Source organism: Alkalihalobacterium sp. APHAB7 (assembly GCF_048323755.1).
Classification (GTDB): domain Bacteria; phylum Bacillota; class Bacilli; order Bacillales; family Bacillaceae_F; genus Alkalihalobacterium.
The window spans coordinates 495655-520392 of record NZ_JBLWFS010000001.1 but is presented as its reverse complement, the minus strand read 5'-3'; the positions used below and the strand labels follow the sequence as shown (position 1 = coordinate 520392).

26 protein-coding genes and 2 pseudogenes are annotated in these 24738 nt (G+C 38.3%); 9 read left to right on the top strand and 19 right to left on the bottom strand.

The window, feature by feature from the left end; translation table 11 throughout:
* Positions 1–139, bottom strand: a pseudogene (locus ACNSTQ_RS02300) (IS3 family transposase); the annotation flags it as partial.
* A gap of 135 nt (positions 140–274) precedes the next feature.
* Positions 275–1477, bottom strand: coding sequence for an NAD(P)/FAD-dependent oxidoreductase (locus ACNSTQ_RS02295; protein ID WP_418198229.1), 1203 nt, complete (start codon positions 1475–1477; stop codon positions 275–277).
* A 497-nt stretch (positions 1478–1974) separates the two neighbouring features.
* On the opposite strand from ACNSTQ_RS02295, the gene ACNSTQ_RS02290 reads away from it, so the two are divergent.
* Positions 1975–2967 (top strand): NAD(P)/FAD-dependent oxidoreductase, encoded by a 993-nt coding sequence (locus ACNSTQ_RS02290; protein ID WP_418198228.1) that lies wholly within the window; start codon positions 1975–1977, stop codon positions 2965–2967.
* A gap of 281 nt (positions 2968–3248) precedes the next feature.
* Here ACNSTQ_RS02290 and ACNSTQ_RS02285 read toward each other — a convergent pair whose 3' ends face one another.
* Together ACNSTQ_RS02285 and ACNSTQ_RS02280 are read right to left on the bottom strand one after the other, a co-directional pair.
* A complete protein-coding gene (locus ACNSTQ_RS02285; protein WP_418198227.1) occupies positions 3249–3602 on the bottom strand; it encodes a HesB/IscA family protein in 354 nt (117 codons plus the stop codon).
* Between the two features lie 209 nt (positions 3603–3811).
* Positions 3812–4018, bottom strand: a complete 207-nt coding sequence (locus ACNSTQ_RS02280; RefSeq protein ID WP_418198226.1) for a Spo0E family sporulation regulatory protein-aspartic acid phosphatase — start codon at positions 4016–4018, stop codon at positions 3812–3814.
* A 649-nt stretch (positions 4019–4667) separates the two neighbouring features.
* Here ACNSTQ_RS02280 and mqnE point away from each other — a divergent pair.
* Positions 4668–5762, top strand: a complete 1095-nt coding sequence (mqnE, locus tag ACNSTQ_RS02275) for an aminofutalosine synthase MqnE (protein ID WP_418198225.1) — start codon at positions 4668–4670, stop codon at positions 5760–5762.
* 93 nt (positions 5763–5855) lie between these two features.
* On the opposite strand, the gene dapF is transcribed toward mqnE, so the two are convergent.
* The 3 genes from dapF to ACNSTQ_RS02260 all read right to left on the bottom strand — a co-directional run bounded on the left by dapF (position 5856) and on the right by ACNSTQ_RS02260 (position 7423).
* The gene (dapF, locus tag ACNSTQ_RS02270; protein WP_418198224.1) at positions 5856–6704 is read right to left on the bottom strand and encodes a diaminopimelate epimerase; all 849 of its coding nucleotides are present in this window, start codon (positions 6702–6704) and stop codon (positions 5856–5858) included.
* 9 nt (positions 6705–6713) lie between these two features.
* Positions 6714–7085, bottom strand: coding sequence for a hypothetical protein (locus tag ACNSTQ_RS02265; RefSeq protein ID WP_418198223.1), 372 nt, complete (start codon positions 7083–7085; stop codon positions 6714–6716).
* 101 nt (positions 7086–7186) lie between these two features.
* Positions 7187–7423 (bottom strand): YuzB family protein, encoded by a 237-nt coding sequence (locus tag ACNSTQ_RS02260; RefSeq protein ID WP_418198245.1) that lies wholly within the window; start codon positions 7421–7423, stop codon positions 7187–7189.
* A 199-nt stretch (positions 7424–7622) separates the two neighbouring features.
* Between ACNSTQ_RS02260 and ACNSTQ_RS02255 the strand changes: the two are divergent.
* Positions 7623–7733: pseudogene (locus ACNSTQ_RS02255) on the top strand (TetR/AcrR family transcriptional regulator); the annotation flags it as partial.
* A 459-nt stretch (positions 7734–8192) separates the two neighbouring features.
* The gene (locus ACNSTQ_RS02250) at positions 8193–9260 is read left to right on the top strand and encodes an NAD(P)/FAD-dependent oxidoreductase (protein ID WP_418198244.1); all 1068 of its coding nucleotides are present in this window, start codon (positions 8193–8195) and stop codon (positions 9258–9260) included.
* 186 nt (positions 9261–9446) lie between these two features.
* Here ACNSTQ_RS02250 and ACNSTQ_RS02245 read toward each other — a convergent pair whose 3' ends face one another.
* Positions 9447–9767 carry a YuzD family protein gene (locus ACNSTQ_RS02245; protein WP_418198222.1) on the bottom strand — a complete coding sequence of 107 codons (321 nt, stop codon included), beginning with the start codon at positions 9765–9767 and terminating at the stop codon, positions 9447–9449.
* Positions 9768–10275: 508 nt separating this feature from the next.
* On the opposite strand from ACNSTQ_RS02245, the gene ACNSTQ_RS02240 reads away from it, so the two are divergent.
* Both ACNSTQ_RS02240 and ACNSTQ_RS02235 read left to right on the top strand, forming a co-directional pair.
* Positions 10276–11442, top strand: coding sequence for an IS256 family transposase (locus ACNSTQ_RS02240; RefSeq protein WP_418198221.1), 1167 nt, complete (start codon positions 10276–10278; stop codon positions 11440–11442).
* 435 nt (positions 11443–11877) lie between these two features.
* Positions 11878–12117, top strand: a complete 240-nt coding sequence (locus tag ACNSTQ_RS02235; RefSeq protein WP_275119936.1) for a NifU family protein — start codon at positions 11878–11880, stop codon at positions 12115–12117.
* Positions 12118–12157: 40 nt separating this feature from the next.
* Here the strand turns inward: ACNSTQ_RS02235 and thrB are convergent, their stop codons facing one another.
* The 6 genes from thrB to yutH form a co-directional block, all read right to left on the bottom strand.
* Positions 12158–13078 (bottom strand): homoserine kinase, encoded by a 921-nt coding sequence (gene thrB, locus ACNSTQ_RS02230; RefSeq protein ID WP_418198220.1) that lies wholly within the window; start codon positions 13076–13078, stop codon positions 12158–12160.
* Positions 13075–14139 carry a threonine synthase gene (gene thrC / locus ACNSTQ_RS02225; protein WP_418198219.1) on the bottom strand — a complete coding sequence of 355 codons (1065 nt, stop codon included), beginning with the start codon at positions 14137–14139 and terminating at the stop codon, positions 13075–13077. The genes thrB and thrC overlap by 4 nt, the downstream gene beginning before the upstream one ends.
* A gap of 2 nt (positions 14140–14141) precedes the next feature.
* The gene (locus ACNSTQ_RS02220) at positions 14142–15434 is read right to left on the bottom strand and encodes a homoserine dehydrogenase (RefSeq protein ID WP_418198218.1); all 1293 of its coding nucleotides are present in this window, start codon (positions 15432–15434) and stop codon (positions 14142–14144) included.
* 542 nt (positions 15435–15976) lie between these two features.
* Positions 15977–16198, bottom strand: coding sequence for a DUF1450 domain-containing protein (locus ACNSTQ_RS02215; protein ID WP_418198217.1), 222 nt, complete (start codon positions 16196–16198; stop codon positions 15977–15979).
* Between the two features lie 4 nt (positions 16199–16202).
* On the bottom strand, positions 16203–17183 hold the full coding sequence (locus tag ACNSTQ_RS02210) for a 2-hydroxyacid dehydrogenase (RefSeq protein ID WP_418198216.1): 981 nt from the start codon (positions 17181–17183) through the stop codon (positions 16203–16205).
* A 31-nt stretch (positions 17184–17214) separates the two neighbouring features.
* A complete protein-coding gene (yutH, locus tag ACNSTQ_RS02205; protein WP_418198215.1) occupies positions 17215–18252 on the bottom strand; it encodes a spore coat putative kinase YutH in 1038 nt (345 codons plus the stop codon).
* Between the two features lie 335 nt (positions 18253–18587).
* Here yutH and ACNSTQ_RS02200 point away from each other — a divergent pair, with 335 nt between their 5' ends.
* Positions 18588–19079, top strand: coding sequence for a phosphatidylglycerophosphatase A (locus ACNSTQ_RS02200; protein WP_418198214.1), 492 nt, complete (start codon positions 18588–18590; stop codon positions 19077–19079).
* A gap of 56 nt (positions 19080–19135) precedes the next feature.
* Here the strand turns inward: ACNSTQ_RS02200 and ACNSTQ_RS02195 are convergent, their stop codons facing one another.
* From ACNSTQ_RS02195 to ACNSTQ_RS02175, 5 genes are all read right to left on the bottom strand, one after another.
* Positions 19136–19909 carry a TIGR01457 family HAD-type hydrolase gene (locus tag ACNSTQ_RS02195; protein ID WP_418198213.1) on the bottom strand — a complete coding sequence of 258 codons (774 nt, stop codon included), beginning with the start codon at positions 19907–19909 and terminating at the stop codon, positions 19136–19138.
* Between the two features lie 158 nt (positions 19910–20067).
* Positions 20068–20712, bottom strand: a complete 645-nt coding sequence (locus ACNSTQ_RS02190) for a helix-turn-helix transcriptional regulator (RefSeq protein ID WP_418198212.1) — start codon at positions 20710–20712, stop codon at positions 20068–20070.
* Between the two features lie 320 nt (positions 20713–21032).
* Positions 21033–21416 (bottom strand): potassium channel family protein, encoded by a 384-nt coding sequence (locus ACNSTQ_RS02185; RefSeq protein ID WP_418198211.1) that lies wholly within the window; start codon positions 21414–21416, stop codon positions 21033–21035.
* 109 nt (positions 21417–21525) lie between these two features.
* Positions 21526–22098 (bottom strand): TetR/AcrR family transcriptional regulator, encoded by a 573-nt coding sequence (locus tag ACNSTQ_RS02180; protein WP_418198210.1) that lies wholly within the window; start codon positions 22096–22098, stop codon positions 21526–21528.
* A gap of 230 nt (positions 22099–22328) precedes the next feature.
* Positions 22329–22775, bottom strand: coding sequence for a DUF86 domain-containing protein (locus tag ACNSTQ_RS02175; RefSeq protein WP_418198209.1), 447 nt, complete (start codon positions 22773–22775; stop codon positions 22329–22331).
* A 395-nt stretch (positions 22776–23170) separates the two neighbouring features.
* Between ACNSTQ_RS02175 and glpX the strand changes: the two genes are divergently transcribed.
* A complete protein-coding gene (gene glpX, locus ACNSTQ_RS02170; RefSeq protein ID WP_418198208.1) occupies positions 23171–24145 on the top strand; it encodes a class II fructose-bisphosphatase in 975 nt (324 codons plus the stop codon).
* A 12-nt stretch (positions 24146–24157) separates the two neighbouring features.
* On the top strand, positions 24158–24424 hold the full coding sequence (locus tag ACNSTQ_RS02165; protein ID WP_418198207.1) for a DUF3055 domain-containing protein: 267 nt from the start codon (positions 24158–24160) through the stop codon (positions 24422–24424).
* Positions 24425–24738 lie beyond the last annotated feature (314 nt).

Genomic DNA, 24738 nt, shown 5'->3' with positions numbered 1-24738 from the left:
ACTTTCCCTTTTTATTTTCATTAATGAAAAGATGCTTAAATTCATCAGTATAAGTAATTCCTTTTGTACTAACTGATTTAACATATTTATTAGCTGATAGTAGCTTAATTTCTTTCACTGTAAAAATTTTTTTACTCATTTTGTTTTCTCCGTCTCCATGTTTTTTCTCTGTCGTATTTCTTAATTATACAAAAAAGTACCCTACAGGTAGACTTTTTTTAGTGTCTACTCTATAGGGTACATTTTAATGAGAGTCAGCTTTTTGTATTACTGCTTAAAGTGGGTTTTTCCCTTTTTTAAGTACGAGAGGTGTTCCACCAAGCATGTATAGGTAGCGGTTGTCGATCATTTTCTTCATGAAGTTTGCAGAAGAACCGTAAAGTTTACGATCAAATACGATACCAATCGCTTCTTTACCACCTAGAGAAGCAACTGTACCTTTAATTTCTGGTTTGAAGCCTTTTGTTGGTGCGTTATGAATTAACGCTTTAAGGTTAGACGCACAAACTGCTGCTTGTTGCATTGCAATTTGAGCAGTCGGTGGATATGGACGATTAATTTCTTCGTTAATGATTAACGCACAATCTCCAATGATAAAGATCTCTTCATGACCTGGTGCACGAAGGTCTGGATCCACTTTTACACGACCACGCATGTTTTCAAATCCAGCTTTTTCGATAAGTGCATTACCACGTACACCTGTTGCCCAAACAACAGTTTCAGTCTTAATTTCATCTCCATCTGCAAGAAGCACACCATGCTCTGTCACTTCTTTAATTGGACAGCTGATCTTAAACTCAACGCCACGGCTTTCTAATAAGTTCATGGCATACTCAACTAATTCAGGGTCAAATCCTGGTAATGCCGTTGGTGCAGCTTCAATGACGTACATTTTCACTTTTTCACGTGGTATATCATATGCTTCACATAATTCTGGTACACGTTCAGATAATTCACCGATAAATTCAATACCCGTAAAACCAGCACCTGCAACTACGAATGTTAATAATTCATCACGTTTTTCATCTTCATTATTATAAATAGAAAACTGATACTCGATGTGATCTCTCACTTGGCGAGCACCGTTCACCGTCCATTTACTAAATGCGTGTTCAAACACTCCAGGCACCCCAAATGTTTCAGGCTCTGAACCTAACGCAACCACTAAGTAGTCATAATCGAGTTCGCTGTTTTTCTCAAGGATTACTTTCTTTTCATCCTTTTTAATATCAACAACTACATCTTTAATGAACTGAATTTTATTTAGGTTTAATACATCACTAATTTTCATTCGAGTTTTTTCAGGATCTAATGTACCAGCAGCTGGTTCATGTAACCAAGTTGTTTGATAATGGTAATTGTGTTTATTAACTAACGTAATGTCTGCTTCATTATAACCTAGCTCTTTCGTTAGGCGAGAAGCTGTAATCATTCCCCCGTAGCCTGCTCCTAAGATTACAATTTTTGGCTTATTCAAGTTCATCACTTCCATTTTCTTTTTAGTTAAATACTGTTAATCTCTGAAGTAATTTACTAGTTTGTGATTTACTTCACTTAAAAAGGTAAAATTTTTTATAAAATTATACAAAGGTTAACAAATTAATTCGATAAATAGTCACAAATCACATCTATTATCATATTGGTTTTCACTATATTTTTCAACTATCTTTTTTATAATTTCTTCTTATATCCGTACGTTTATGCGTGCATTTATTTGGAATGTACAGTTTTATAAAGACCGGTATAATCGACAGGATTAGACATTTTTATTAATAATCCTTAATTATAGGCTCTTTTCTCAAAGATTGTTGCTCTTGCTTTTGAACCGTTAGCCAAGCGAATGCTTTCTCCACGCACAGCGTGAAGCTAAAACATTCCAAAAGAACCTTTTTAAATTTACCATTATAACTTCTAAAATTAAAGTTGGCTACATATTTTTAAAATATTTAGATAAATTAATGGAGGTGCACAGTTATGACGGAAAAACGCAATGTTTATGACATTACGATTGTGGGCGGTGGTCCTGTCGGTTTATTTACGGCCTTCTACGGTGGTATGAGACAGGCGAAAGTAAAAATTATCGAAAGTATGCCACAGCTAGGCGGTCAACTTTCCGCATTATACCCAGAAAAGTACATATATGACATAGCTGGCTTCCCAAAAATTCGCGCTCAAGAGTTGGTCGATAACTTAAAAGAGCAAATGAGTAAATTTAATCCAACTGTCGTGTTAGAACAATCTGTAAAAGATATTAAAAAACATAAAGATAAAGTGTTTGAAATTCATACAAATAAAGAAATACATTATTCAAAAAGTATCATAATTACTGCTGGAGCAGGAGCATTCCAACCACGACGTTTAGAATTGGACGGGGCTGAGCAATACGAAGGAAAAAACCTCCACTATTTTGTAAATGATTTAAGTGTGTTTGCAGGTAAAAAAGTATTAGTGAGCGGTGGCGGCGACTCTGCTGTTGACTGGGCACTCATGTTAGAACCAATAGCTAAAAGTGTAAAGCTCGTTCACCGTCGTGATAAATTTAGAGCACATGAACATAGTGTAGAACTGTTACATCAATCCAAGGTCGACATTCAAACTCCTTTTGCAATAAAAGAATTAATAGGCGATGGGGAGAACATTACTCAAGTTGTCCTCGAAGAAGTACGAGGTGATAAAATAGAAACCCTTGATGTGGATGCTGTTATCGTCAACTACGGATTCATCTCCTCACTAGGTCCCATTAAACAGTGGGGTCTTGACATACAAAAAAATTCCATTATTGTGAATTCAAAAATGGAAACGAACGTTAAAGGCATTTATGCTGCTGGCGACATCGCTTCGTATGAGGGCAAAGTTAAATTAATTGCCGTCGGCTTTGGTGAAGCCCCTACTGCCGTTAACAACGCTAAATTCTATATGGACCCAGATGCTCGCCTCCAGCCTGGTCACAGTTCAAGCATGTTTTAATGAATTTAAAAGCAAAAAGGCTGAATAAAAGTTCAGCCTTTTTGTATCTATTTAACATGTGGAGGTGTGGTTTGGAAATTATTTATTTTACAAAGCCACCATTTAATTGTTGCTCAGCTATTTGTATAATGTATGTATAACATATGTCACTCAAATGATTTTATACTTTCTTGAATGATCTAGTTTTAACCATACACAAAGACGCATAGCTAGGCGCGTGATCATGACACCAAGAAAAAAAGGCTGAATATCTCAGCCTTTTTTCTACAATACCTTTATTATTAACAATCTTCAGGCTTACCAGCATTCTCAGCTGTTCTAAATGAAGAACCACAACCACATGATGCGATCGCATTTGGATTTTCAATCGTAAATCCGCCACCCATCATGTTTTGTTTATAATCGATCACTACACCATTTAAAACAGGTGCACTTTCTTCGTCAACTAGTACCTCTAAGCCATCATAGTCTAATTTTTTATCACTGTCTTGTTCTTCTTTATCAAAGCCCATGCCGTATGAAAGGCCGCTACAGCCTCCACCTTTCACACCAATTCGAAGCTTTAACCCTTGCTCCTCTTCTTCATTAAGCATTTCTTTAATACGAGCAATTGCTGATTCTGTAATGGTTAACATTCAAATCCCTCCTCTACTAGTACGTGTTCAAAAAGGAGGACAAAAAGATCCAAGAAGTTCGAGGCGGTGCAGTTGCGAGTACCGCAGCGTATGCTATTAATACGTGAGGAACGCAGCAGCAAACCAACAAAGAAATTCGCCAGATATTTTTCCCGGACTTTTTGAACATCCTCTACTATATCTTATTTTACTACCTATACACATTGTTCTCAAGGAAGGACGTTTTCTTTTACTTTTTGATTAAAAAACATTTGTTTTTTCTGCTTCGTTAATATTTCATTATGTTTTTCATCTATTTTTTGACTGTACTCCAATACTAGTGGGTGGTTAAATCCATATTGTAGAGCCGTTGATACCATTTTTTCTCTTAAAAGTTCAATTGTCGATAGGCACTCTTCACAACAAATTCTCTCCAAACCACTCACCCCTATCCTTTCGTCCTTATTTTTCTTTTTCTATAAGTTTCTTTTCTCAAATATTGTTGCCCTTCACGCATTCCGTGAAGCTTTTGAAAATAAAATAGCCGTTCAGACAAATGAATTTGTCTAGAAAAGGCTATTTTATTTTCAAAAAAACGGCCCAAAAGAAAAAAAGTTTTCGAATACAGCCTTTTGTAAAGGACAAACTTTAATTGTTATTTTACCAAAAAGATCCATTGTTTACAAAATGATATATCTTGAACTCACGCTTTTTTCAGAATAAGTTTTACATTGAAAAATGCCTGGTTACTAACGGTTTACCCTTATTGAAAGAATGTTAAACGTAAAAATCTAGTTTTTTACAATTCTTCTTTCTTTCTTTTTCTTATTTTTTTTTGATAGTATAATAGAAGAACATTTAAAAACAAAATGTTTCACATAACTTGGGGGATAATGATATCAATGGTACAATATCAATGATTTATATGATCTAGATGTAAAGGAATTTATCCTCAGAACAGTTTGAATAGATTTCTATCATTTTTTCTATATCTTAAGTTGAATATGAATACACTAATTAGCTAAAAAGTGCTGTTATGACACAAGTGCTTTTACTCGGCCAAATATAATGAAATGAGGTAATTTGATGTCTACACTTACTCTCGACAAGCGCATGCAGGAAATTGCAAGCAAAGTACAAAATGGTGAACGCCTTACAATCGAAGACGGACTGTATTTATACGACACTCCAGACCTACTTTCAGTTGCTCAACTTGCAAATGAAGTGAATCAAAAAAAGAATGGAAACAACGTGTATTTTATTGAAAATATGTATATTAATCCTACGAATGTTTGTGAAGCAGACTGCGGTTTCTGTGGCTTTAAGCGTAAGCCTGGTGAAGACGGGGCTTACACAATGGACGAAGAAGCGTTACTAAAATACGTTAGTGATCGTTGGAACGATAATATTCGTGAATTTCACATCGTTGGTGGTCATAACCATGAAGTTCCTTTTGATTACTATTTAGATACAATCCGTACGTTGAAAAAACATTATCCACAAGCTACAGTAAAAGCTTACACTGGAGCTGAAATTGAATTCTTCTCAAGAATTGCTGGCATTTCAATGAAAGAAGTTCTTGAAGAACTAATCAAAGCTGGTTTAGATACGTTACCTGGGGGCGGAGCTGAAATTTTAACTGAGCGTTACCGCTTGAAAATGAGTCCAGATAAAGCATCTACAGATCAATGGTTAGAAGCTCATGAAATTGCTCACGGACTTGGGTTAAAAACACATGCGACAATGCTATACGGATCGATTGAATCGTATGAAGAGCGATTGATTCATATGGATCGTTTACGTCAGCTTCAAGATCGCACAAATGGCTACATGGTATTTATTCCACTAGCTATGCAGCCACGTTCGGTTAACGCTGGTTTAAAACGAAGAACGTCTGCTTTTGATGATATGAGAACAGTTGCGATCAGTCGACTGATGCTAGATAACTTTGATCACATTAAAGCTTACTGGATTAATATTGGCGTTCAACTAACACAAATGGCATTAACGTTCGGTTCTGATGATATTCACGGTACGTTAATTGAGGAACGTATCTCTCATGCTGTCGGTGCATTAACTTCATCTGGTATTACACGGGACGAGTTAATCCACTTGATCAAAACAGCTGGTAGAACACCAGTAGAGCGAGACACATTCTATAACATCATTAAGAAATATTAATTAAATGTTTGTTTAATTTGGCGATGGCTCATTGCGCCAACTCAATGAGGTAATAAAAAACGGTCTTCCCATGGAGACCGTTTTTGTTATTGCTTATTTTCGAACATATTCACCTGTACAAATCGTTTCTGCTGCCCCTGTCATCAGAACATCTCCACCCGTTGACCAAGTGATTTTTAAATCGCCGCCTAGCAAATGAACCGTGATCTCTTCGCCCTTTTTCACTTTATCATTTAAGACCGCAGCTACTACAGCAGCGCACGCTCCCGTTCCACACGCTTGCGTAATTCCAGAACCTCTTTCCCACACACGGAAGTGCAGTTCATTATTATTAACCGCCTCAACAAATTCTACATTAACCCATTCAGGAAAAATCTCGTCCTTTTCAAGTACAGGGCCTAACGTTTCTACAGGCGCGTCAGCAATTTGATCTACGAAAAATACCGCATGAGGATTCCCCATCGATACCGCGGTCATCTCTAAAGAGTGGCCATTGCGCTCAATCGGTTCAGCAACTACTTGTCCTTCCGGGTCACCTATCATCGGCAAATCTTTTCTCGCTAAGCGAGGTTGTCCCATATTGACTGTTACTTCTTCTACTTGTTCCCCTATTAAGTGAACGGTCGCCTCTACTAACCCGCCTAGTGTTTCAATTTGGAACGTGGGATCCTTAACATAGCCCTTTTCATAGGCAAATTTTGCGACACAACGAAGACCATTCCCGCAATTTTTCGCTTCTGAACCATCATTATTAAAGACTCGCATTTTTACGGGGGCTATCTCAGAAGGACATACAAGGATCATCCCATCCGAACCAATTCCTTTATTTTTATCAGCTACTTCTACAGCTAGTTGCGGCAACTCTTCTTCGTTTAGTTGTTCTTGAAACAGATCGACATAGATATAACTGTTTCCTAGTCCATGCATTTTTGTGAATTTCATAAAGCTTCCTCACTTTCTTAACTTTTCATCCGTCCAAAAGTAATCATCATCCGCTTCTAATATCGTCATTTTATGATGACAGCAAGGCATAACAACAATTGTTTTTATCCCTTCTTTAGCTCTCTTTAAGTCACTTTCTTTTAAATGAATCAAGACACTTTCTGACTCGCAATATGGACATTCACTAAAATAAATATCTTTCATTACTTTTTCATAAGGCCACGTATTTTCAAATGGAATGACATCCAATAGAAAAACTCCTTCTTTATAGCTCGCAACGATAAATAGAGCTTTTTTATCAAGTGTATCTGTATCGTAAGAAAAGCAGAAGTACTCGACAAGCGCTGGAGGTCCAACAGATTGAATCCTAGTTCGTGACATATTTGATGCTCCTAAGCGACCTCGAGCCGCTGACTAGACATCCTGCCAAATTTATCTTTTCTTATAAAATAAGCCTGCTCCTTTTCAAGAGCTGGCTTATCTTAAAACATTGGATTTTCTTCGATATATATATAGATGTTGTTTACTAATTCCTCTGTTGACTGACCATATACAAACTCGCCGTTTACTAGAGCAAAATGCGATACGGCACATTGACCGCAATGACCCAAACATCCGTATTCAATCACATCTAAATTGGGGTCTCTCTCTAGCTCTTCTTTTGCCTTTTGACTACCGCTGGCTAAATTACTTAGGCAAAATTCTACGATTGGTTTTATCACAGTTATCACCTCTATTTCTCACTCTGCTCATAATGCTACATGCCTTAGTACAATAAATCAATATTAACATGTTTTTATCAAAAATACTCAAAAACTCCACTTTAAAAGCCCTATATTTTTCACAAATTTGTTGTTATTTAGACATGGAATTGTTATAATTCAAACTGACCACGGTCACTTTTTAAGGAGTACTGAGATGGAAAAAAATAAAAAAGAACGTACAAAAGAACGAATTGTCAGTGCCGCAATTGTTCTTTTTCGTGAGAATGGATTTGACGCAACGACAGTCAAAGAAATTACTGAAGCAGCAAATGTTGCAAAAGGTACTTTTTTTAATTATTTTCCTACGAAAGAGTCCATATTACAAACCTTAATCGCTGAGCGGTTGATAGCGGTAACTACTTTAATGAGTGACGCTTTCTTCACTAAGAAAACGCTTTTATTTAAGATTGAAAGAGTAATTGCGGAATTGTTAGCAGATTATAACGATAACCCTGAATTAACCGTAAAAATGTGGGTCCATTCCCTGCAATCTGAGCAGACTATTCATACATATTGGGAAAACATATTAGACCAATCCATACAAATGAACGAAATCAATCGAGATGTATGTATTAAAAATTGGAGTCACTTAATAAATAGTCAATTTTTATATGGCCTTGTCATGTTTGCCGACAGACAGCCCAAGCAAAAAGTGATTAAACAAATGATGGAACTGATCACCATTTGTTTACAGGCAATACTAGAAAAAAGGGGAAATCATCACATGCATAAACTCGTAGTATTAGGTGGCGGCTATGGTGGTATGAGAGTTTTACAACGCTTACTAACTAACGATCTACCTAACAATATTGAAGTAACATTGATTGATAAAATGCCTTATCATTGTTTAAAAACGGAATATTATGCACTAGCTGCTGGTACCGAATCAGATCAACATATTCGTGTCCACTTCCCAGATGACCAACGATTAAAAATTAAATATGCGACGGTCCAAGACATTGATTTAGAAAATAAATTAATTCATTTAAAAGATGAGGATGCTTTTTCATACGATACATTGATTATTGGTTTAGGCTGTGAAGATAAATATCACAATGTCCCTGGCGCACCTGAACACACATTAAGTATTCAAAGTATGGAAGCAACACGCAAAACGTATGAAACCCTTAGTAACTTACGCCCAAATGCTGTCGTTTCGATTGTTGGGGCTGGATTAAGCGGGGTCGAGCTCGCAAGTGAATTACGAGAAAGTCGTCCGGATTTATCGATCAAGTTATTTGACCGTGGTGAAATTGTATTATCGATGTTTCCTCACCGCTTAAGTTCTTACGTGCAAAATTGGTTTGAAAGCCACGGTGTAGAGGTCATCAATAAATCGAACATCACGTCTGTAGAAGAAAATACATTATATAACCATAACGAACCGATTCATTGTGATGCCATTATTTGGACGGCTGGTATTCAACCGGTAGAAGTGGTTAGAAATTTAAATACGGATAAAGATGAGCAAGGTCGAGTACAATTAACACCTCATCATCACCTGCCAAATGACGAGAATGTATTTGTTGTCGGCGACTGTGCAAGCTTACCACACGCACCAAGTGCTCAGCTTGCTGAAGGACAAGGTGAACAAATTGTCATGGTTCTAAAAAAACGGTGGAACGGTGAACCTATCCCTGAAACCCTTCCGAAGATTAAGTTAAAAGGTGTACTTGGTTCACTCGGGAAGAAACACGGGTTCGGACTAATGGGTGAACGCACATTATTAGGTCGCGTACCACGCGTACTCAAAAGCGGCGTACTTTGGATGTACAAATACCATTCCGGTTGATGGTTCAACGTAAAGTGGAAACAGCCGTAACCGATAAGTAACACCGAGACTGGTAAATTAGTTTTTCCGAAAAAAATCCCCCTAGGAGCGTCCTAGAGGGATTTTTCGTGTGGTTTGATTAGGGAATACTATCTTTCATGTATATTCCCTTTTCATGAACCGAACACTCCTTCTAACCGAGTTATATTATTTAATAACCTCTTCTATTTTTTCACTAATTGCTCTTAACTTAGGATTACCTTCTGCAACAACTTCACCGTCTATGACAATAAGTGGGTAAAAGTATTCCTCGTTATGGATCGCTTCCACGAAAACTTGATCGGCTTCTGCCACCTCGTCCTGCTCAATATCAACGTATCTAAATTGTAACGATACATTGGGATATTTCCGAGTAAGTGCCGCTTCTAACCATTCTTTCGTTTCTAAAGAAGTTGGTAAGTTGACACAACTTGCACATCTTACTTCCGCTCCGTATATACTAATCGTTACACTACTCAACTCAATCACCCTCAACAATTTAATAAAACGATCATACACTGTAGTATGAGAAAAGCGCAAGCGATCGGGTAGCGACGTAGGGACTGGAGCGCTCCGTATGAGATAAAGAAAACACGTAGAGCGCTAGCGTTACGATGTTGCCTTATCGTAAGGAGGAGAGCGAAGTCCACTAGGCGCTGATCGCTGGAGCTAGACAAAGAAAAGCGCAAGCGATCGGGTAGCGACGTAGGACTGAAATTAATCGAGTTAACCCGCAAGTTTTTATATATAGTTAAGCTTTCCTATTTTAGTGGACTGAGAGGACCTTATTTCAAGGAAATTCTCTTATTTTAGTGTTTAGCGGACTGAGAGGCTCTTATTTGTCTAAAATCATTAAAAAACTACAGTGAAAGTAGTAAATAAGGGCTTCTGAGTCCTCTAATTGATAAAGTCCATATAATTGTGTAAAAAGAATAAGCCATATCAATTTCTGGTTACAATGTTTTCAACCACGAAAAACCGTAAAGGAGAAATTGATATGACTCAAATTAAGTTTACCCTAAATATGGAAGATTTAAAAGAAGAGGTCATGAATTCTGGGTTAGACGCCGTGATTAAATCTTCTCTTGTACTGGTATTAAATGAGTATATGGAAAAAGAACGCGATGAGTATATGGAATCCAAGTCTTACGAGAGAGTTGGAAACCGTAAAGACTATCGAAATGGCTACTATGAAAGAGACTTTACAGTAGCGGTTGGAAAGCTCAGTCTTAAGGTTCCTCGTACAAGAAACGGTGATTTCTCTACGACTTTATTTGAGAAATACCAACGCTCAGATCAAGCCCTCGTTTTATCTATGCTTGAAATGGTGGTTAATGGTGTTTCTACTCGTAAGGTAACAAAGATTGTGGAACAACTTTGTGGTGAAAGTGTCTCTAAGTCTATGGTATCAAGTCTTACAGTTAAATTAGATCCCATCGTAAAGGCATGGGCTGAGCGTCCACTCAATATCATGTACTATAAGTATATCTTTGTGGACGCCATGTATATCAAAGTACGGGAGCATAATAAAGTCGTGTCTAAAGCGGTGTATATTGCGGTGGGAGTAAATGAAAAAAACAAAAGAGAGATCATTGGTCTAAGTGTTAATCACGCCGAGACTAAAGCAGGTTGGACTCAATTTTTCGATCAGTTAAAAGCAAGAGGATTGCAGTCTCCAAGACTGGTTATTTCTGATGCACATGAAGGCTTGAAAAATGCCATTAAGGATTCATTCATCGCAACAAGCTGGCAGCGCTGTACCTTCCATTTCAAATGGAATATCGTCGATCGGATGCCGAAGAAGAACTCAATTGAGGCCAAAGAGATGTTGAAACGGATGTTTGATGCACCTTCTCCAGAGGAAGCCAGAAAGCTTAAAGGTGAATTTATTCAGGCATATGAAAATGAAAAAGGTTATGAAAAAGCGATTGAAGTATTAGATGAGGGCTTTGAAGATGCGATTCAATTTTTGGATGAACCTATCGAAAATCGTATAAAAATTAGAACAACGAACAATTTAGAGCGCCTAAATGTAGAAATTAGAAGAAGAGAGCGCGTAATTAGAATTTTTCCTAATACCCAATCAGCATTACGTTTAATTGGAGCAGTATTAATCGATTACGAGAAAACGTTAGATCAAGGCAACCGAAAATACTTACCATGACCGCCCTATGCCTCACGCGCAGCGAAATTTTTTGGAGAAAGAGGGGGTACCCCCTCTTTCTCCAAAAAATAATGAACCACACTAATAACAACTAGTTAGATGAAAACATTGATTCTCTAATTTACACAGGATTGTGGACTTGACTCTCTAATTTCGCTAAGGTGAAGGTTTTTATCAAAATAACGGCTTCTCAGTCCGGTTAATTCATTCTGTATGAAAAATCGAACAGCAAATCAAACGACCCTCAGTGTTGCCATAAAGTTCAGCAGTCAAAACCTCATAGCGTAAAGTCTGTTCCAGCATTTACTTTACAGAAGAAAGCATGTAGCTCCCATTACCAACGTTGAAAAATTGGAAATTCAGGATTTACAGTGCACAATCATAGATTTTTTAGTGAATGGATATTATAATTGAGGAAAGAAAGGAGTGTTATAAATGGCAAGTGAAGAAATGCGTGCACAAGTTGAAGAAGTATTAGATAAACTTCGTCCATTCCTTCTTCGTGATGGAGGAGACGTTGAGTTTGTAGATATCGATGAAGAAGGTGTAGTTAAAGTTCGTCTTCTAGGAGCTTGCGGTTCTTGCCCAAGTTCAACGATCACATTAAAAGCTGGTATCGAACGTGCTCTATTAGAAGAAGTACCAGGCGTAAAAGAGATCGAACAAGTATTTTAATGTAATCAAAAGATCCCCGTCTCCGGGGATCTTTTTTTTGTTACCTTTCAGTTACCGCCGAATTCACAATTTCTACTTTAACTCCCTCGCTCGCTGGTTCGACTCGTTCTACTGAAAAAGATGGATAGTTCTCTTCTAATTTTTGTTTTAGAACTTCCCCATTATTTTTTTCTGTAAAACAAATGATCGCTGGTCCTGCCCCACTTAAAGCAGCACCGTAACCACCTAGCTCATCAATCGAGTTCATTACATCTTCTAATCCGTCTACAAGCGGAAGACGATACGGTTGGTGAAATAGATCCCGGGTCATCATTTGCCCGGCTAGTTCCCAATTCCCTTGCATAATCGCGGCCACTAAGACATTTGCAAGTCCACTGCCTCTAATGGCTTCTTTAAATGGTAATTGTTCAGGTAAAATACTTCGTGCTTTTTTTGTAAGTAATTCTTTATCAGGTACGAGCATCACGAGGTCAATTTCAGGCACGCCGCAGTAGACAACATCCGTTCGCTCTGCACTGTGGCTTCCGACGATTAAGCCGCCGTAAATCGATGGTGCGACATTATCAGGGTGACCTTCCCAGAGACTTGCGAATCTCACTTTTTCATCGATCGTTAAGTTTGCTTTTAACAGTTGGTTAGCCAGCTCAATTCCCGCAACGATGGCAGCTGCACTGCTTCCGAGCCCTCTTGCTAATGGAATATTGCTGACCATTTCGACATCACAAGGGTAAAGATCTCCGCCAAGTTCGTGGGCGATATGTTCTGCCACTTCGTATATGAGGTTTTCTTTTCCTTCAGGTACTCCCCTTAGCTCTGGAGACTCGGAATGAAATCGCCACTTTTCACTCGGCTGCACCTTTAAGGTTAAATATCGATTGACGGCTATACCGATCGAATCAAACCCGGGCCCTAAATTAGCTGAGCTCGCTGGTACAGTGATGAGCATTTTTTCTACGCTCATTGATGCACACCGCCTTTAATGTGTTCCATAAAGGCTTCCTCACTATTTGGTAGCACAAGAGGTTTTACCTCGACTGTGTCCATTGCTGTCGTCGGATCTTTAAGCCCATTTCCTGTAAGCACACAAACCACTTTTGAACCTTTTTTAATTTCACCTGATTGAATTTGCTTGATTAAGCCTGCAATGGATGCACAAGATGCCGGTTCCGCAAAAACACCTTCACGACTTGCAAGCAATTTATAGGCTGCTAAAATTTCATCATCTGTTACATAATCAATTTTTCCGTTCGATTCATCCGCTGCAGTTACTGCTTGTTTCCAGCTTGCTGGATTACCGATCCGAATGGCTGTAGCAATTGTTTCTGGCTGCTCGATGACTTCATTTTTTACAATCGCTGCTGCACCTTCGGCCTCAAACCCTCGCATTTCTGGAAGTCCCGTTTGCTTATGCTCATTGTATTCTTTGAAGCCTTTCCAATAAGCTGTAATATTTCCAGCATTACCTACTGGGATAGCTAACACATCAGGTGCTTGACCGAGGGCATCACAAATTTCAAAAGCTGCTGTTTTCTGTCCCTCGATACGGTAAGGGTTGACTGAGTTGACAAGTGTAATCGGTTCTTGTTCACTAATTTTACGAACAATATCTAATGCATTATCAAAGTTTCCTTTAATCTCAAGCACTTCTGCTCCATACATAACCGCTTGCGCAAGCTTTCCAAGCGCGATTTTTCCTTCTGGAATAACGACGATGCAACGAAGTCCAGCTCGTGCTCCATACGCGGCTGCAGCAGCAGACGTATTTCCTGTAGATGCACAAATGATCGTTTTACTTCCGTCTTCTTTTGCTTTGGCAACAGCCATTACCATTCCACGATCTTTAAAAGAACCGGTCGGATTTGCCCCTTCTACTTTTACATAGACTTCGACGCCCCATTCTTTCGATAAATTTTCTAATGGAATGAGTGGTGTATTTCCTTCGCGTAACGATAACATCGGTGTATCTTCATTTATTGGTAAAAATTGTTTGTACTCTTCTAGTAAACCTTTCCACTGACTCATAATTATTTTCCTCCCTCAACACGGTAACTACTTTCAACAGATTGAACAACATCCAGTTGATTTAATGCTTGGTAAATATCTTCGTACGTCTTTTTACTTGTCGTATGCGTAATAATGATGATTTCTGCTAGATCTGCTTCTTTGATTGGTAATTGTAAAAGTTTCTCAAAGCTCACACCGTGTTCTGCAAACAGTGAGGTAATTGCTGAGAATGTACCGGCCTTATCGACAACATGTAAACGCAAGAAATATTTAGATTGAATTTCTGCGTCTGTTTTTAATTCTTTATGGTAAAGTGGAGCAATGACATTTCGTCCTGTTACTCCAAGTCTCATGTTTTTCATCACAGTCACAAGATCAGATACGATTGCTGTAGCTGTCGGTAATGAACCCGCTCCAGGTCCATAGAACATCGTCTCGCCTACTGCCTCGCCGTACACATAGACCGCATTGAACTCATCATTAACGGCAGCTAATGGATGCTCATTCGGCAATAACGTCGGTTGGACACTCACTTCTACTCTTCCATCACTACGATCTGCTAGACCAATTAATTTCATCGTATAACCGAGCTGATCACAATAATGAAGATCTTCTTGTGTGATGGTCGTAATCCCCCGTACAACGACATCCTCAAGTTTCACGTTCATTGAGAAGCCTAATGTGGCTAAGATTGCCATCTTCCTTGCTGCATCAAGACCTTCGACGTCTGAAGTAGGATCTGCTTCAGCAAAGCCTAATTCTTGCGCTTCTTTTAGTACGTTTTCATAGGAACTGCCTTGCTTGCTCATTTTTGTTAAAATGAAATTCGTTGTTCCATTAACGATCCCCATCATTTTTGTAATTCGGTCAGAAGCCAACCCCTCTGATAAGCTGCGAATAATCGGGATGCCCCCTGCTACACTAGCTTCATAATACAAATCACAACCATTCTCTTGAGCAATCTTTAATAACTCTGCACCGTGTAGAGCCATTAAATCTTTATTGGCGGTTACGACATGTTTTTTATTTTGCAATGAGCGAACAATATACGCTTTCGCTTCTTTTACTCCCCCCATGACTTCAATGACTACGTCAATATTAGGGTTATCAATAACCTCTTCAGGGTGTCCCGTCAACTTGTTTTCATCAATTTCTACGTCTCTTTTTTTATCAAGTGAACGCACTAGTACTTTACCTACCGTCACTGGACATCCTACTTGGTGCATCAATTCTTCTTGATGTCCTTCTACTATTTTAATGACCCCTGTACCGACCGTTCCCAGGCCAAGTAAACCGATTGAAATTCCGTTCACATTCTCCACTCCTCAACATAGGTTTTATCCTTTATATGTGTATTCAGAATAAACAAATGTATATCTATAATGGACATTATAATTCTAGCGCCACTTATTTACAAGGGTTTATTTGAATTATTTTTCAATTAAAATAATTCTAACATATTGTGTTGCTTTCGATTATAAAGAATTGATGAACAATATGAATTTTAATGGTGGCCATTTTTGAAATAGCAGCGCAAACTTCAATTTATCAGCGTAACTCACGATTTATCGGTGCAGTTTCAAATATATCGGCGTAACTCATGATTTATCGGTGCAATTTCAAATATATCGGCGTAACTCATGATTTATCGGCGCAGTTTCAAATATATCGGCGTAACTCACAATTTACCGACGTAACCGTATTTGGAGTTAATAATAGTAATAACTTCGAGAATATCTTTTTTGTTCAACTGGGTATTCACTTTTTGTTTTTCATTGTTCTTCATGCTATATGTACAAAAATATGTTTCCATATAAAAAAGGCCAGGACAGCCTCTATTGCCGCCCTTTGCCTCTTATTTAATCTTTTCAATAATTTTTTCATATAGTTGCTCAGGTGTTGATGCTCTTAATCGTTCTCCATTCAGCATGCAGTGAAATTCCTCGGAGCACTGGTGGCAATTTCCTATACAACTAAACGTTTCTACATTGACGTTCGGCCGTTTTTCCAGCTCTGAAAAGATAGCTTCACTGCCGTTTAATCGATTAATAAAACAACATTCCATTTGGTGAGCCATTCATTTAAACTCCTAATTCTTTTAAATTAACCGCAGCAATCGGTTGTTCTCCTCTTAAGGTTCGAACAATATTTTGTACCGTCATTTCGACCATGGCATCTCTCGTTTCCACAGTTGCACTTCCTATATGAGGAATCGCGACAACATTTGGCAGTTGAACCAGCGGATGGTTAGCTCGAATTGGTTCTTCGGCAAAGACATCGAGTCCTGCCCCTTTAATAACACCATTTTTCAATGCTTCTACAAGTGCGGACTCCTTAACTAATCCACCCCTTGATGCATTAATAAAAATTGCCGAATCCTTCATTTGTTGAAACGCCTTTTCATCGAATAGTTCTTTTGTTTCTGGTGTGAGTGGCGCTAAACAAACGACGTAATCTGATTGTTTCAGTACCTCTTCAAATGTACAATAGCGTGCGCCTATTTCCTGTTCCGCTCCTGTTTTTCTTGTGCGGTTGTGATATAAAATGGTCATATCGAAACCTTTCGCCCGCCTTGCAACAGCTTCACCGATGCGCCCCATCCCGACGATTCCAATCGTTTTATGATGGACATCCGTTCCTGCAAGTAAATAGGGACTCCACTGGCTCCACTCGTCATGTGTAATGTAGCGTGTTGCCTCAGGAATTCGGCGTGCGGTTGCAAGTAACAGCGCGAATGTTAAATCAGCTGTTGTATCTGTAAGTACGTCTGGCGTATGACAAACGACAATACCTTTACTCGTTGCAAGCTCGACATCAATGTTGTCATAACCAACTGCCATATTGGCGATTACTTTTAAATTGGGGCAGTTTGACAGCTGTTCGGATTGGACCGGATCGGAAACCAGTGAAAATAACCCGTCAGCTCGTTCTAGCTCTTTTTTTAAAACGTCATTTGGAACAGGGACATCTTCGTGCTCCCACATCTTGACCTCAGCCATTTCATATAACTCGGTAAGGAGTTGTTCTGGAACTTTTCTCGTAATAAAAACATATGGCTTCATACATAATTTCCTACCTTTTTTACTGATCTTCTCATATCTGCTGGAGCCAATCAACCCTTGGAACACGCGCAATCATTTCGCTATTTCCCATTAAATCATGAAATTCAGACAAAAATTTTTGATTTCGTTGTTCTCGGTCGAGTAAATGAAAGAACTTTTCCCCATAATACAAGCGCTCTTCTTTTAATTGGGTTCCGTAGTAATTTTCTAGCGTTTCAAAATAGTTTAACGGAAATAATAATCTTGCATAAATCATTCTCCACGAATAAGAAGTGAGTGGCTTGACATTTTCATAATCATAAATAAACCTCAATATATTTGTCTCTGAAAATTCATCTCCATAAAATTCGTGTCTGATCCATTCTGCAACATCCCGACTTGGATGATCGATGATGAAGTGAGATGGAAGCTTGATCAGGGATTGAGCGGTGTTCGGTGAAGAAATCCAGGCCCGATCCGTAAAGCAATTGTGGCAAATCACTGGTTGTTCATTTCCACGATAAGGTTCATCGATATCGCTATCGGCAACAAATTGGATGGCGTTCTCAGTGAGCCCCAAATAATAAGGAAAACTCATTAAAAAGGCATCATCCACTTCGGTTTGCGGCAACCTTCCTAACATCGTTTGATACCATTGCTCAAGTTGCATTAATCTCTTTTCCCATATCAACTTCCATTGTCCATAGTAATTCGCAGCAGAATGGGCTGCAGTCTGGATATTACTGCCCTTATAATGAAAAAAGGCAAGCGAGCGCCCCATACTTTCCGCTGCTTCTGATCTCCACTCTTCTTCACTTTTAGGAAGCTTAAATAAATATCCGTCTACCCCATCAATTAAAGCTACTGCTTGATTTTGAACCGTACGTACAATTTCAGCTACGACACGTTCTCCGTTTGTTTTTAAATGTTCGGTCATTACCATCATATCTTGAACGGATTGGCCTGCGGTAAATTCAATAGGAACAAATACGTAATACTCTTTGTTAGTCTCAAATCCTTCAAGATCACCCAACATAAACCGTTCTTCACAGTACAGCTGATAATGGTCGTAGATATTGCGCTCAAACATGTTTGATTCACTCCTCGTCAGCCTACTTCATAATATAGTCTATGACCCAGGTTTCAAAAAGTGTAACTATAGATTAGGCTTCATTGTATTTATGACAAGTATGTTTTTTTAGTAGCAACATACAATAAACAGTATAAGTACGTGTTCAAAAAGGAGGACAAAAAGATCCAAGAATTTCGACGCGGTGCAGTTGCGAGTACCGCAGCGTATGCTATTAATACGTGAGGAACGCAGCAGCAAACCAACAAAGAAATTCGCCAGAGATTTTTCCCGGACTTTTTGAACATCCTCTATAAGGACAACGAGTTGCTGATATTTTGAATGAGGTGATGTAGATGAAAGAAGAGTATAACCTCGAAGAAGTCGCGAGAAAATCATTAGAAGAACGCGGGGTTACTTTAGACGAGATTGCCGATCTTGTTTATTTTTTACAAGTGAAATATCATCCTAATTTAGATATTGAGGAGTGCAAGCTGAATGTTGATCGCGTACTTTCTAAAAGAGAAGTACAAAATGCGATTATTACAGGGATACAACTCGATAAGTTGGCTGAAAAGAAATTAATTGAAGAGCCACTACTGAGCATTATCGAAAGTGATGAAGGTTTATACGGCGTAGATGAAATCATTGCATTATCGATTGTTAACGTTTATGGTTCAATAGGATTTACGAATTACGGATATATCGATAAGCAAAAGCCAGGCGTCCTTGAAAGGTTGAACGATAAAGAATCAAAGGAATGTCATACATTTTTAGACGACATCGTCGGTGCAATTGCCGCTGCTGCATCTAGTCGACTAGCGCATCGTGCCGCAAATTGTGAATAATTATTCGGTACGTGGCACCTTTAGTACACTAAAGGTGCCACGTACCTTTTTGTTTTTTATTCTTCTGCAAACACATATTCAGCTAGTGAGTCTAATGAATAGGTTGGTTGTTCTTTCATTTGTTTTAGGTCTTCTTTTGAAGTAACTCCCGTATGTACAATCAATGTATCGATCCCAGCTCGAATACCAGCCATAATATCCGTATCATAGTTGTCCCCAATCATTAACGTCTCTTCTTTACTCGTTCCTAGTCGTTCTAAAGCCTGCTCTATAATAATCGACTCTGGCTTTCCTATGAACGTTGGGGTAACTCCAGTTGAAACGGCGACGACTGACGTGAGCGAACCATTCCCAGGTAGAAGTCCTCTTTCGGTCGGTATCGCTTTATCTCCGTTGGTCGAGATAAATGTCGCGCCATTTCTTACGTGTAAGCAGGCCTTCGCAAACTTCTCATACGTAACTTCACGGTCAATTCCCATAACGACAACGTTTGCTTCTTCTACCGTCAACTCTAACCCTCTAGATTGCAAAGCTTCCTCTAAGCCAACTTCACCAATCATAAACACTTTCGGTGCTTTCTCAATTTGTGCGATATAGTTAGCAGTCGCCATACTTGTCGTAAAGACGTGGTCACTTGTACACTGAACCCCCATTTGTTTTAATGTATCGGCAACTTGCTCCGGTGTCTTCGATGAATTATTCGTCACAAACAAGTAAGGAAGCCCAGTTTGATGAATGGTATTAATCCACTCCACTGCTTCTTCGATTCGCTCCTTGCCTCGATATACCGTTCCATCCAAATCAATTAAAAAACCCTTATAATTCTTCATAAAAATCATAAAAACCCCTTTTATTGTAAGGTACCAGGCACCTTTAATCCACTGCCTCACTAAAGGTGCCTGGTACCTTTAGTACTTTAATTCATCACTATTATAGTCATTATGGGTGAAAAAAAGAAGTATAGCTTCAGCTATACTTCTTTTTCGTCTTAATCATTGTTTTCTGGCGCTTTAATTTTATAGTAACAATGCGGTGTTTCGTTTATCGCCATACATGTTTCGCATTCAATGTCATTCGTATCTAACAACTCTTGGAAAAGTGATTGCTCACATGCACACGCTACAGGGTATTCTTTGGCGATTTGTGAAATCGGACAGTTGTATTCTTTGAAGTGTATGGTGCCGTCATCTGACTTTTCCCATTCCACCATATATCCATTGTTTGACTGAAAGTCTGCTAATTCTTTAATTCGTTCTTCAAAACTTTTGCCTTTAAAGCGATCTTCTAGCTCTTCTTTCATTCGTTGCTTTCGTAGTTCAAACAACTGATCAATCATTTGTTTACCACTTAATTTTTCAATATCTTTTAAGAAACCTAGTGTGAGCGAAGCATAATTGCGTGGGAATAATTCTTCACCCTCTTGCGACAATGAATACAGTGTCGTAGGTCTTCCCATGGCTTGCCTTACCATTTTCGTTTCAACGACATTATCTCTTTCTAACGTCCCTAAATGCCTTCTAACAGCCATTTCTGTAATCCCAAGATGACTGGCTAGATTAGCAACCGTTAGACTTTTATGTTTTTTTAACAATTGTAAAATTTGCTCTCGAGTCGAGGAGGCTGTACTATCCATCCTAACACCACCTTCCTCTATATTGTATTCGATTTATTATATTATGTAAATTTTTATATAAAAATGTATAGTATATATAAAAATAGCGACGCCTTTTTTAAGGCATCGCTTAACTTTAAGTATATTGCTCGTCTTGTATTACTTGCCCGCCCACTGGATACCCATATGCCTATAATACAAAGTAGGTGTTCAGACAAATAAATTTCGATACTAACTTTCGTTAACAACTAAAACGAAACCTTTCTAGTTCCACCTCCAATTATTAAATGACTAAATGAGTTTTACGGTCAATTTGAAATAAAAAATTTTATCTCATTACATCAATTTTCCTGATTTATTTCACTTCCAGTCGCATTTCTCCTTTTTTTAATTTGTTTTGTTATCGTTTTAGAAGGTTTAATATTTAGTGCAATTTTATTAATAAAACCTAAAATAAGTCCAATACCAACTAAAGTATAAACGACCGTGAACAATTTCCCAAAATCTGTTTGAGGCGCAAAATCTCCAAACCCTACTGTCGTTAAAGTCATGACACTGAAATAAAATGCATCTATTACCCGCATTCCTTCTACCTGGCTATAAAAAATCGTACCTGAAATAAACGTTAAGATCGTAAAAAATAATAGCGTTTGAAATTCCTTATCTTTCGATGCATTAATTACTGCTTTAACCATCCTTTTCACCGTTAATAAAAAAGAAATCAAAATCTTGCTCCCTTCTCCACCTTTTACATGATAAAAGAATATATGACTAATATGGTTTTTTAGTCATTTTTATACAAAAGAAAAGTTTAACTCATTGTTAAACTACTTCTCATTTAGATAGTCCTTCCATAAAATACAGATTTATTAAATTTGCTACTTCCTCTTTTGGAAGTGGTTCATTCTTCTCATTCCAGTCATTCACAAGTACTATATATGTCTTAAACATTAGAAAAGCTGTGAGCTTCGGATTACATTCACGTATTTCTCCTCTTTCAATAGCCTTAATAATCTTTAATTCAATAAAATCACAAACTTCAATCTCTAAAGTATCCAGCGCTTCAACAACTGCTGGAGTTCCGATTTCCTTCACTTCTTGGTAAAGTTTAATTGTAAGTTCATGTTGTTCTCTAAATTCTAAAATTCCATTAAGTACATGATATAAATTAGTTATAAACTTTCTGTCTGGCCTGACATTTTCAACGGCAACACGTCTCATTTGCTGAGAGATACCTTCAATAATTTCGTTAAATAAATCTTCTTTTGTTGCAAAATACGTGTAAATTGTTCCTTTGCCTACCTTTGCTATCTTTGCGACTTGATCCATTGTTGTTGCTTTATAGCCAAATAGAGAAAATGATTTTGTTGCAGCCTCAATGATGCTTTTCTTTTTCTCGCTTTCCAATTCGTCCACCTCCTTAAATATGACTAAAATACTAAAATAGTCAACCAGTTACGAGGGTATTTTATGTCATAACTACTTCCATTGTCAACAACTAGCTATAACTTATGACTCCTAACCTTTATAGACAGAAAACAGGTGCTAATTCTAAATAAATTAGCACCCCTTCGATCATTTAATTTGCTTTCTACTCTCTCAAACTTAGTACAAGTTCACTTCCAATTGTTGATAAACTAGTTCTCTTTTGGAAGAAAAGCTGATACGGGTCCGAGTTCTGACTCAAGATAATGACGTACAGCTCCTGGGAACGCTTCAATCGCTGCTACATTCCCCTCTAATATGTTGAGCAGTTGACTATGGTCAACAGTTACATAAGCTTGTACGAGTGGCTTCCGGAAGCGAATAACATGTCTTAACTGTTCAGCTACGCTTGCTTCTACTACTTTCTCGTCTTCGAGAATATCGATAATATCCTCATAGCTTCCGGGATCTCTCATAATAAAGCCATCAATCATCGCATTTCCTACATCAATAATTGACTCAATTAAATTATGCCCAATTCTTTCTAGTGCTAGCTTTTCTATTACAGAATCCCATGTTGACTGATTTCGGTATCTACTAAGTAAGACTTCAATATGATTTAACGTATTTTCAATTTTTTCACGGTCTACAAAATACATTTTTGATCACCCGATGTTCTTATTTTTTTGGCTCTTTTTACAAAGATTCTTGCTCCGTGCTTTTGGACCGTAAGCCAAGCGAATGCTTGGCTCTTCTCGCATAGCGTGAAGCTTTTGAAAATAAAATAGTCGTTCAGAAAAATGAAATTGTCTTGAAAAGGCTATTTTATTTTCAAAAAACGGTCCAAAAGCAACAAAGTTTAGGAAAACAGCCTTTTTTTACATAAAAAGTACCAACTGTCTCTATTCATTAGTATAACATATTCATTTCATATCCTAGACCCTGATTTATTTTTTTCGATATTTGTTCCATACTATTTCCTTATTATTGTTGATTTTGTTATGATTAAACATGACTAAACATATAAAGAGCTTTAGAACTGGAGGAGAATACATTGGATCGTGAACTTGCACTAGAGATCGTCCGAGTAACAGAAGCAGCTGCTCTTGCATCAGCACAATGGCTTGGCCGCGGGAAGAAAAATGAAGCAGATGATGCGGCTACAACTGCGATGCGTGCCATGTTTGATTCCGTCAATTGCAAAGGCGAAGTTGTCATTGGTGAAGGCGAATTAGATGAAGCACCAATGCTTTATATAGGTGAAAAAGTTGGTAGTGGAAATGGACCTGAAGTAGATATTGCAGTAGACCCGCTTGAAGGTACGAGTATTGTTGCTAAAGGACATCCTAATGCGATGGCTGTTATCGCTGTTGCAGATAAAGGAACATTACTTCATGCACCTGATATGTATATGGAAAAAATCGCAGTTGGTCCTAAAGCTGCAGGCCTTGTCCGCATTGATGATCCGATTGAAAAAACGATCGACATTATTGCCAAAATGACTAACAAGCGAATTCACGATGTAACCGTCATCATCCAAGAACGCGAACGCCATGCTGAACTGATTGAAAGAGTTCGTCAAAAGGGAGCACGTGTGAAATTGTTTGGAGACGGAGATGTTGGTGCTTCCATCGCTACAGCATTACCGCATACAGGGATTGACCTATTTGTTGGTATCGGCGGCGCTCCTGAGGGGGTTATCTCTGCTGCTGCCATTAAAGCGCTTGGTGGCGACATGCAAGCTCGTCTTAAACCACAAGACGATACGGAGTTTGAACGCTGTAAACGAATGGGACTTGAAGATCCACATCAAATTTTAATGCTTGATGATCTCGTGCGTGGCGACGATGCCATTTTTGCTGCAACTGGCGTCTCTTCTGGGGAATTACTTCAAGGTGTCCGCTTTTTAGGCGGCGATTTAGTTGAAACCGATTCGATCGTGATGCGTGCCAAAACAAAGACTGTTCGATATATCAAGGCGCATCATCACTTAGAATACAAACCGCATTTACAAATGCATAACTCATAGAGGTGATAAAAAATGGCAGAACGTTTTTTCTTATATGATGATGAAGAAGCAACGAAAACACGATATGTAAGTTTTATGGGCGAAAATCAACGCTTTGATCTCGCCATCGTAAAAACTACTCGACATTACGGAAAGCAGCTTATTTTAGATATGCAATCTAACCGTTTTGCGATTATCGGACAAGACGATTTAGATGAGCCTGGTTATCTAGAGTATGTTTACAAGCTGAATGATGAAGATGCAGAGGAGCTTCGCTCGTTCCTGCAGGAAATGATGTAACATAGCGGGGAAAGCCTTTATACTCATGAGTGCTGTGTGGAGAACATTTTAATGGAACTCACAGGCCCTTATTTTCATTAAAATTAGTATTTTTTGTACTTTAGGGAACTCCAGGACCCTTATTTGATCTAATTTCAGTTCAAAATAGCTATTCTTTAGCAAATAAGGGCTTCTCAGTGCTCTTAGCTACTCAAAACTTCGATTTTTACTTAAATAAGGGCCTCTCAGTGCTCTAATTTTTGCTGTAACTAAAAACTAGATGGGTTGGGACGGCTTAGTAAGGGTCTTTCTGTAGTTGGTCTTACGAAGGAACC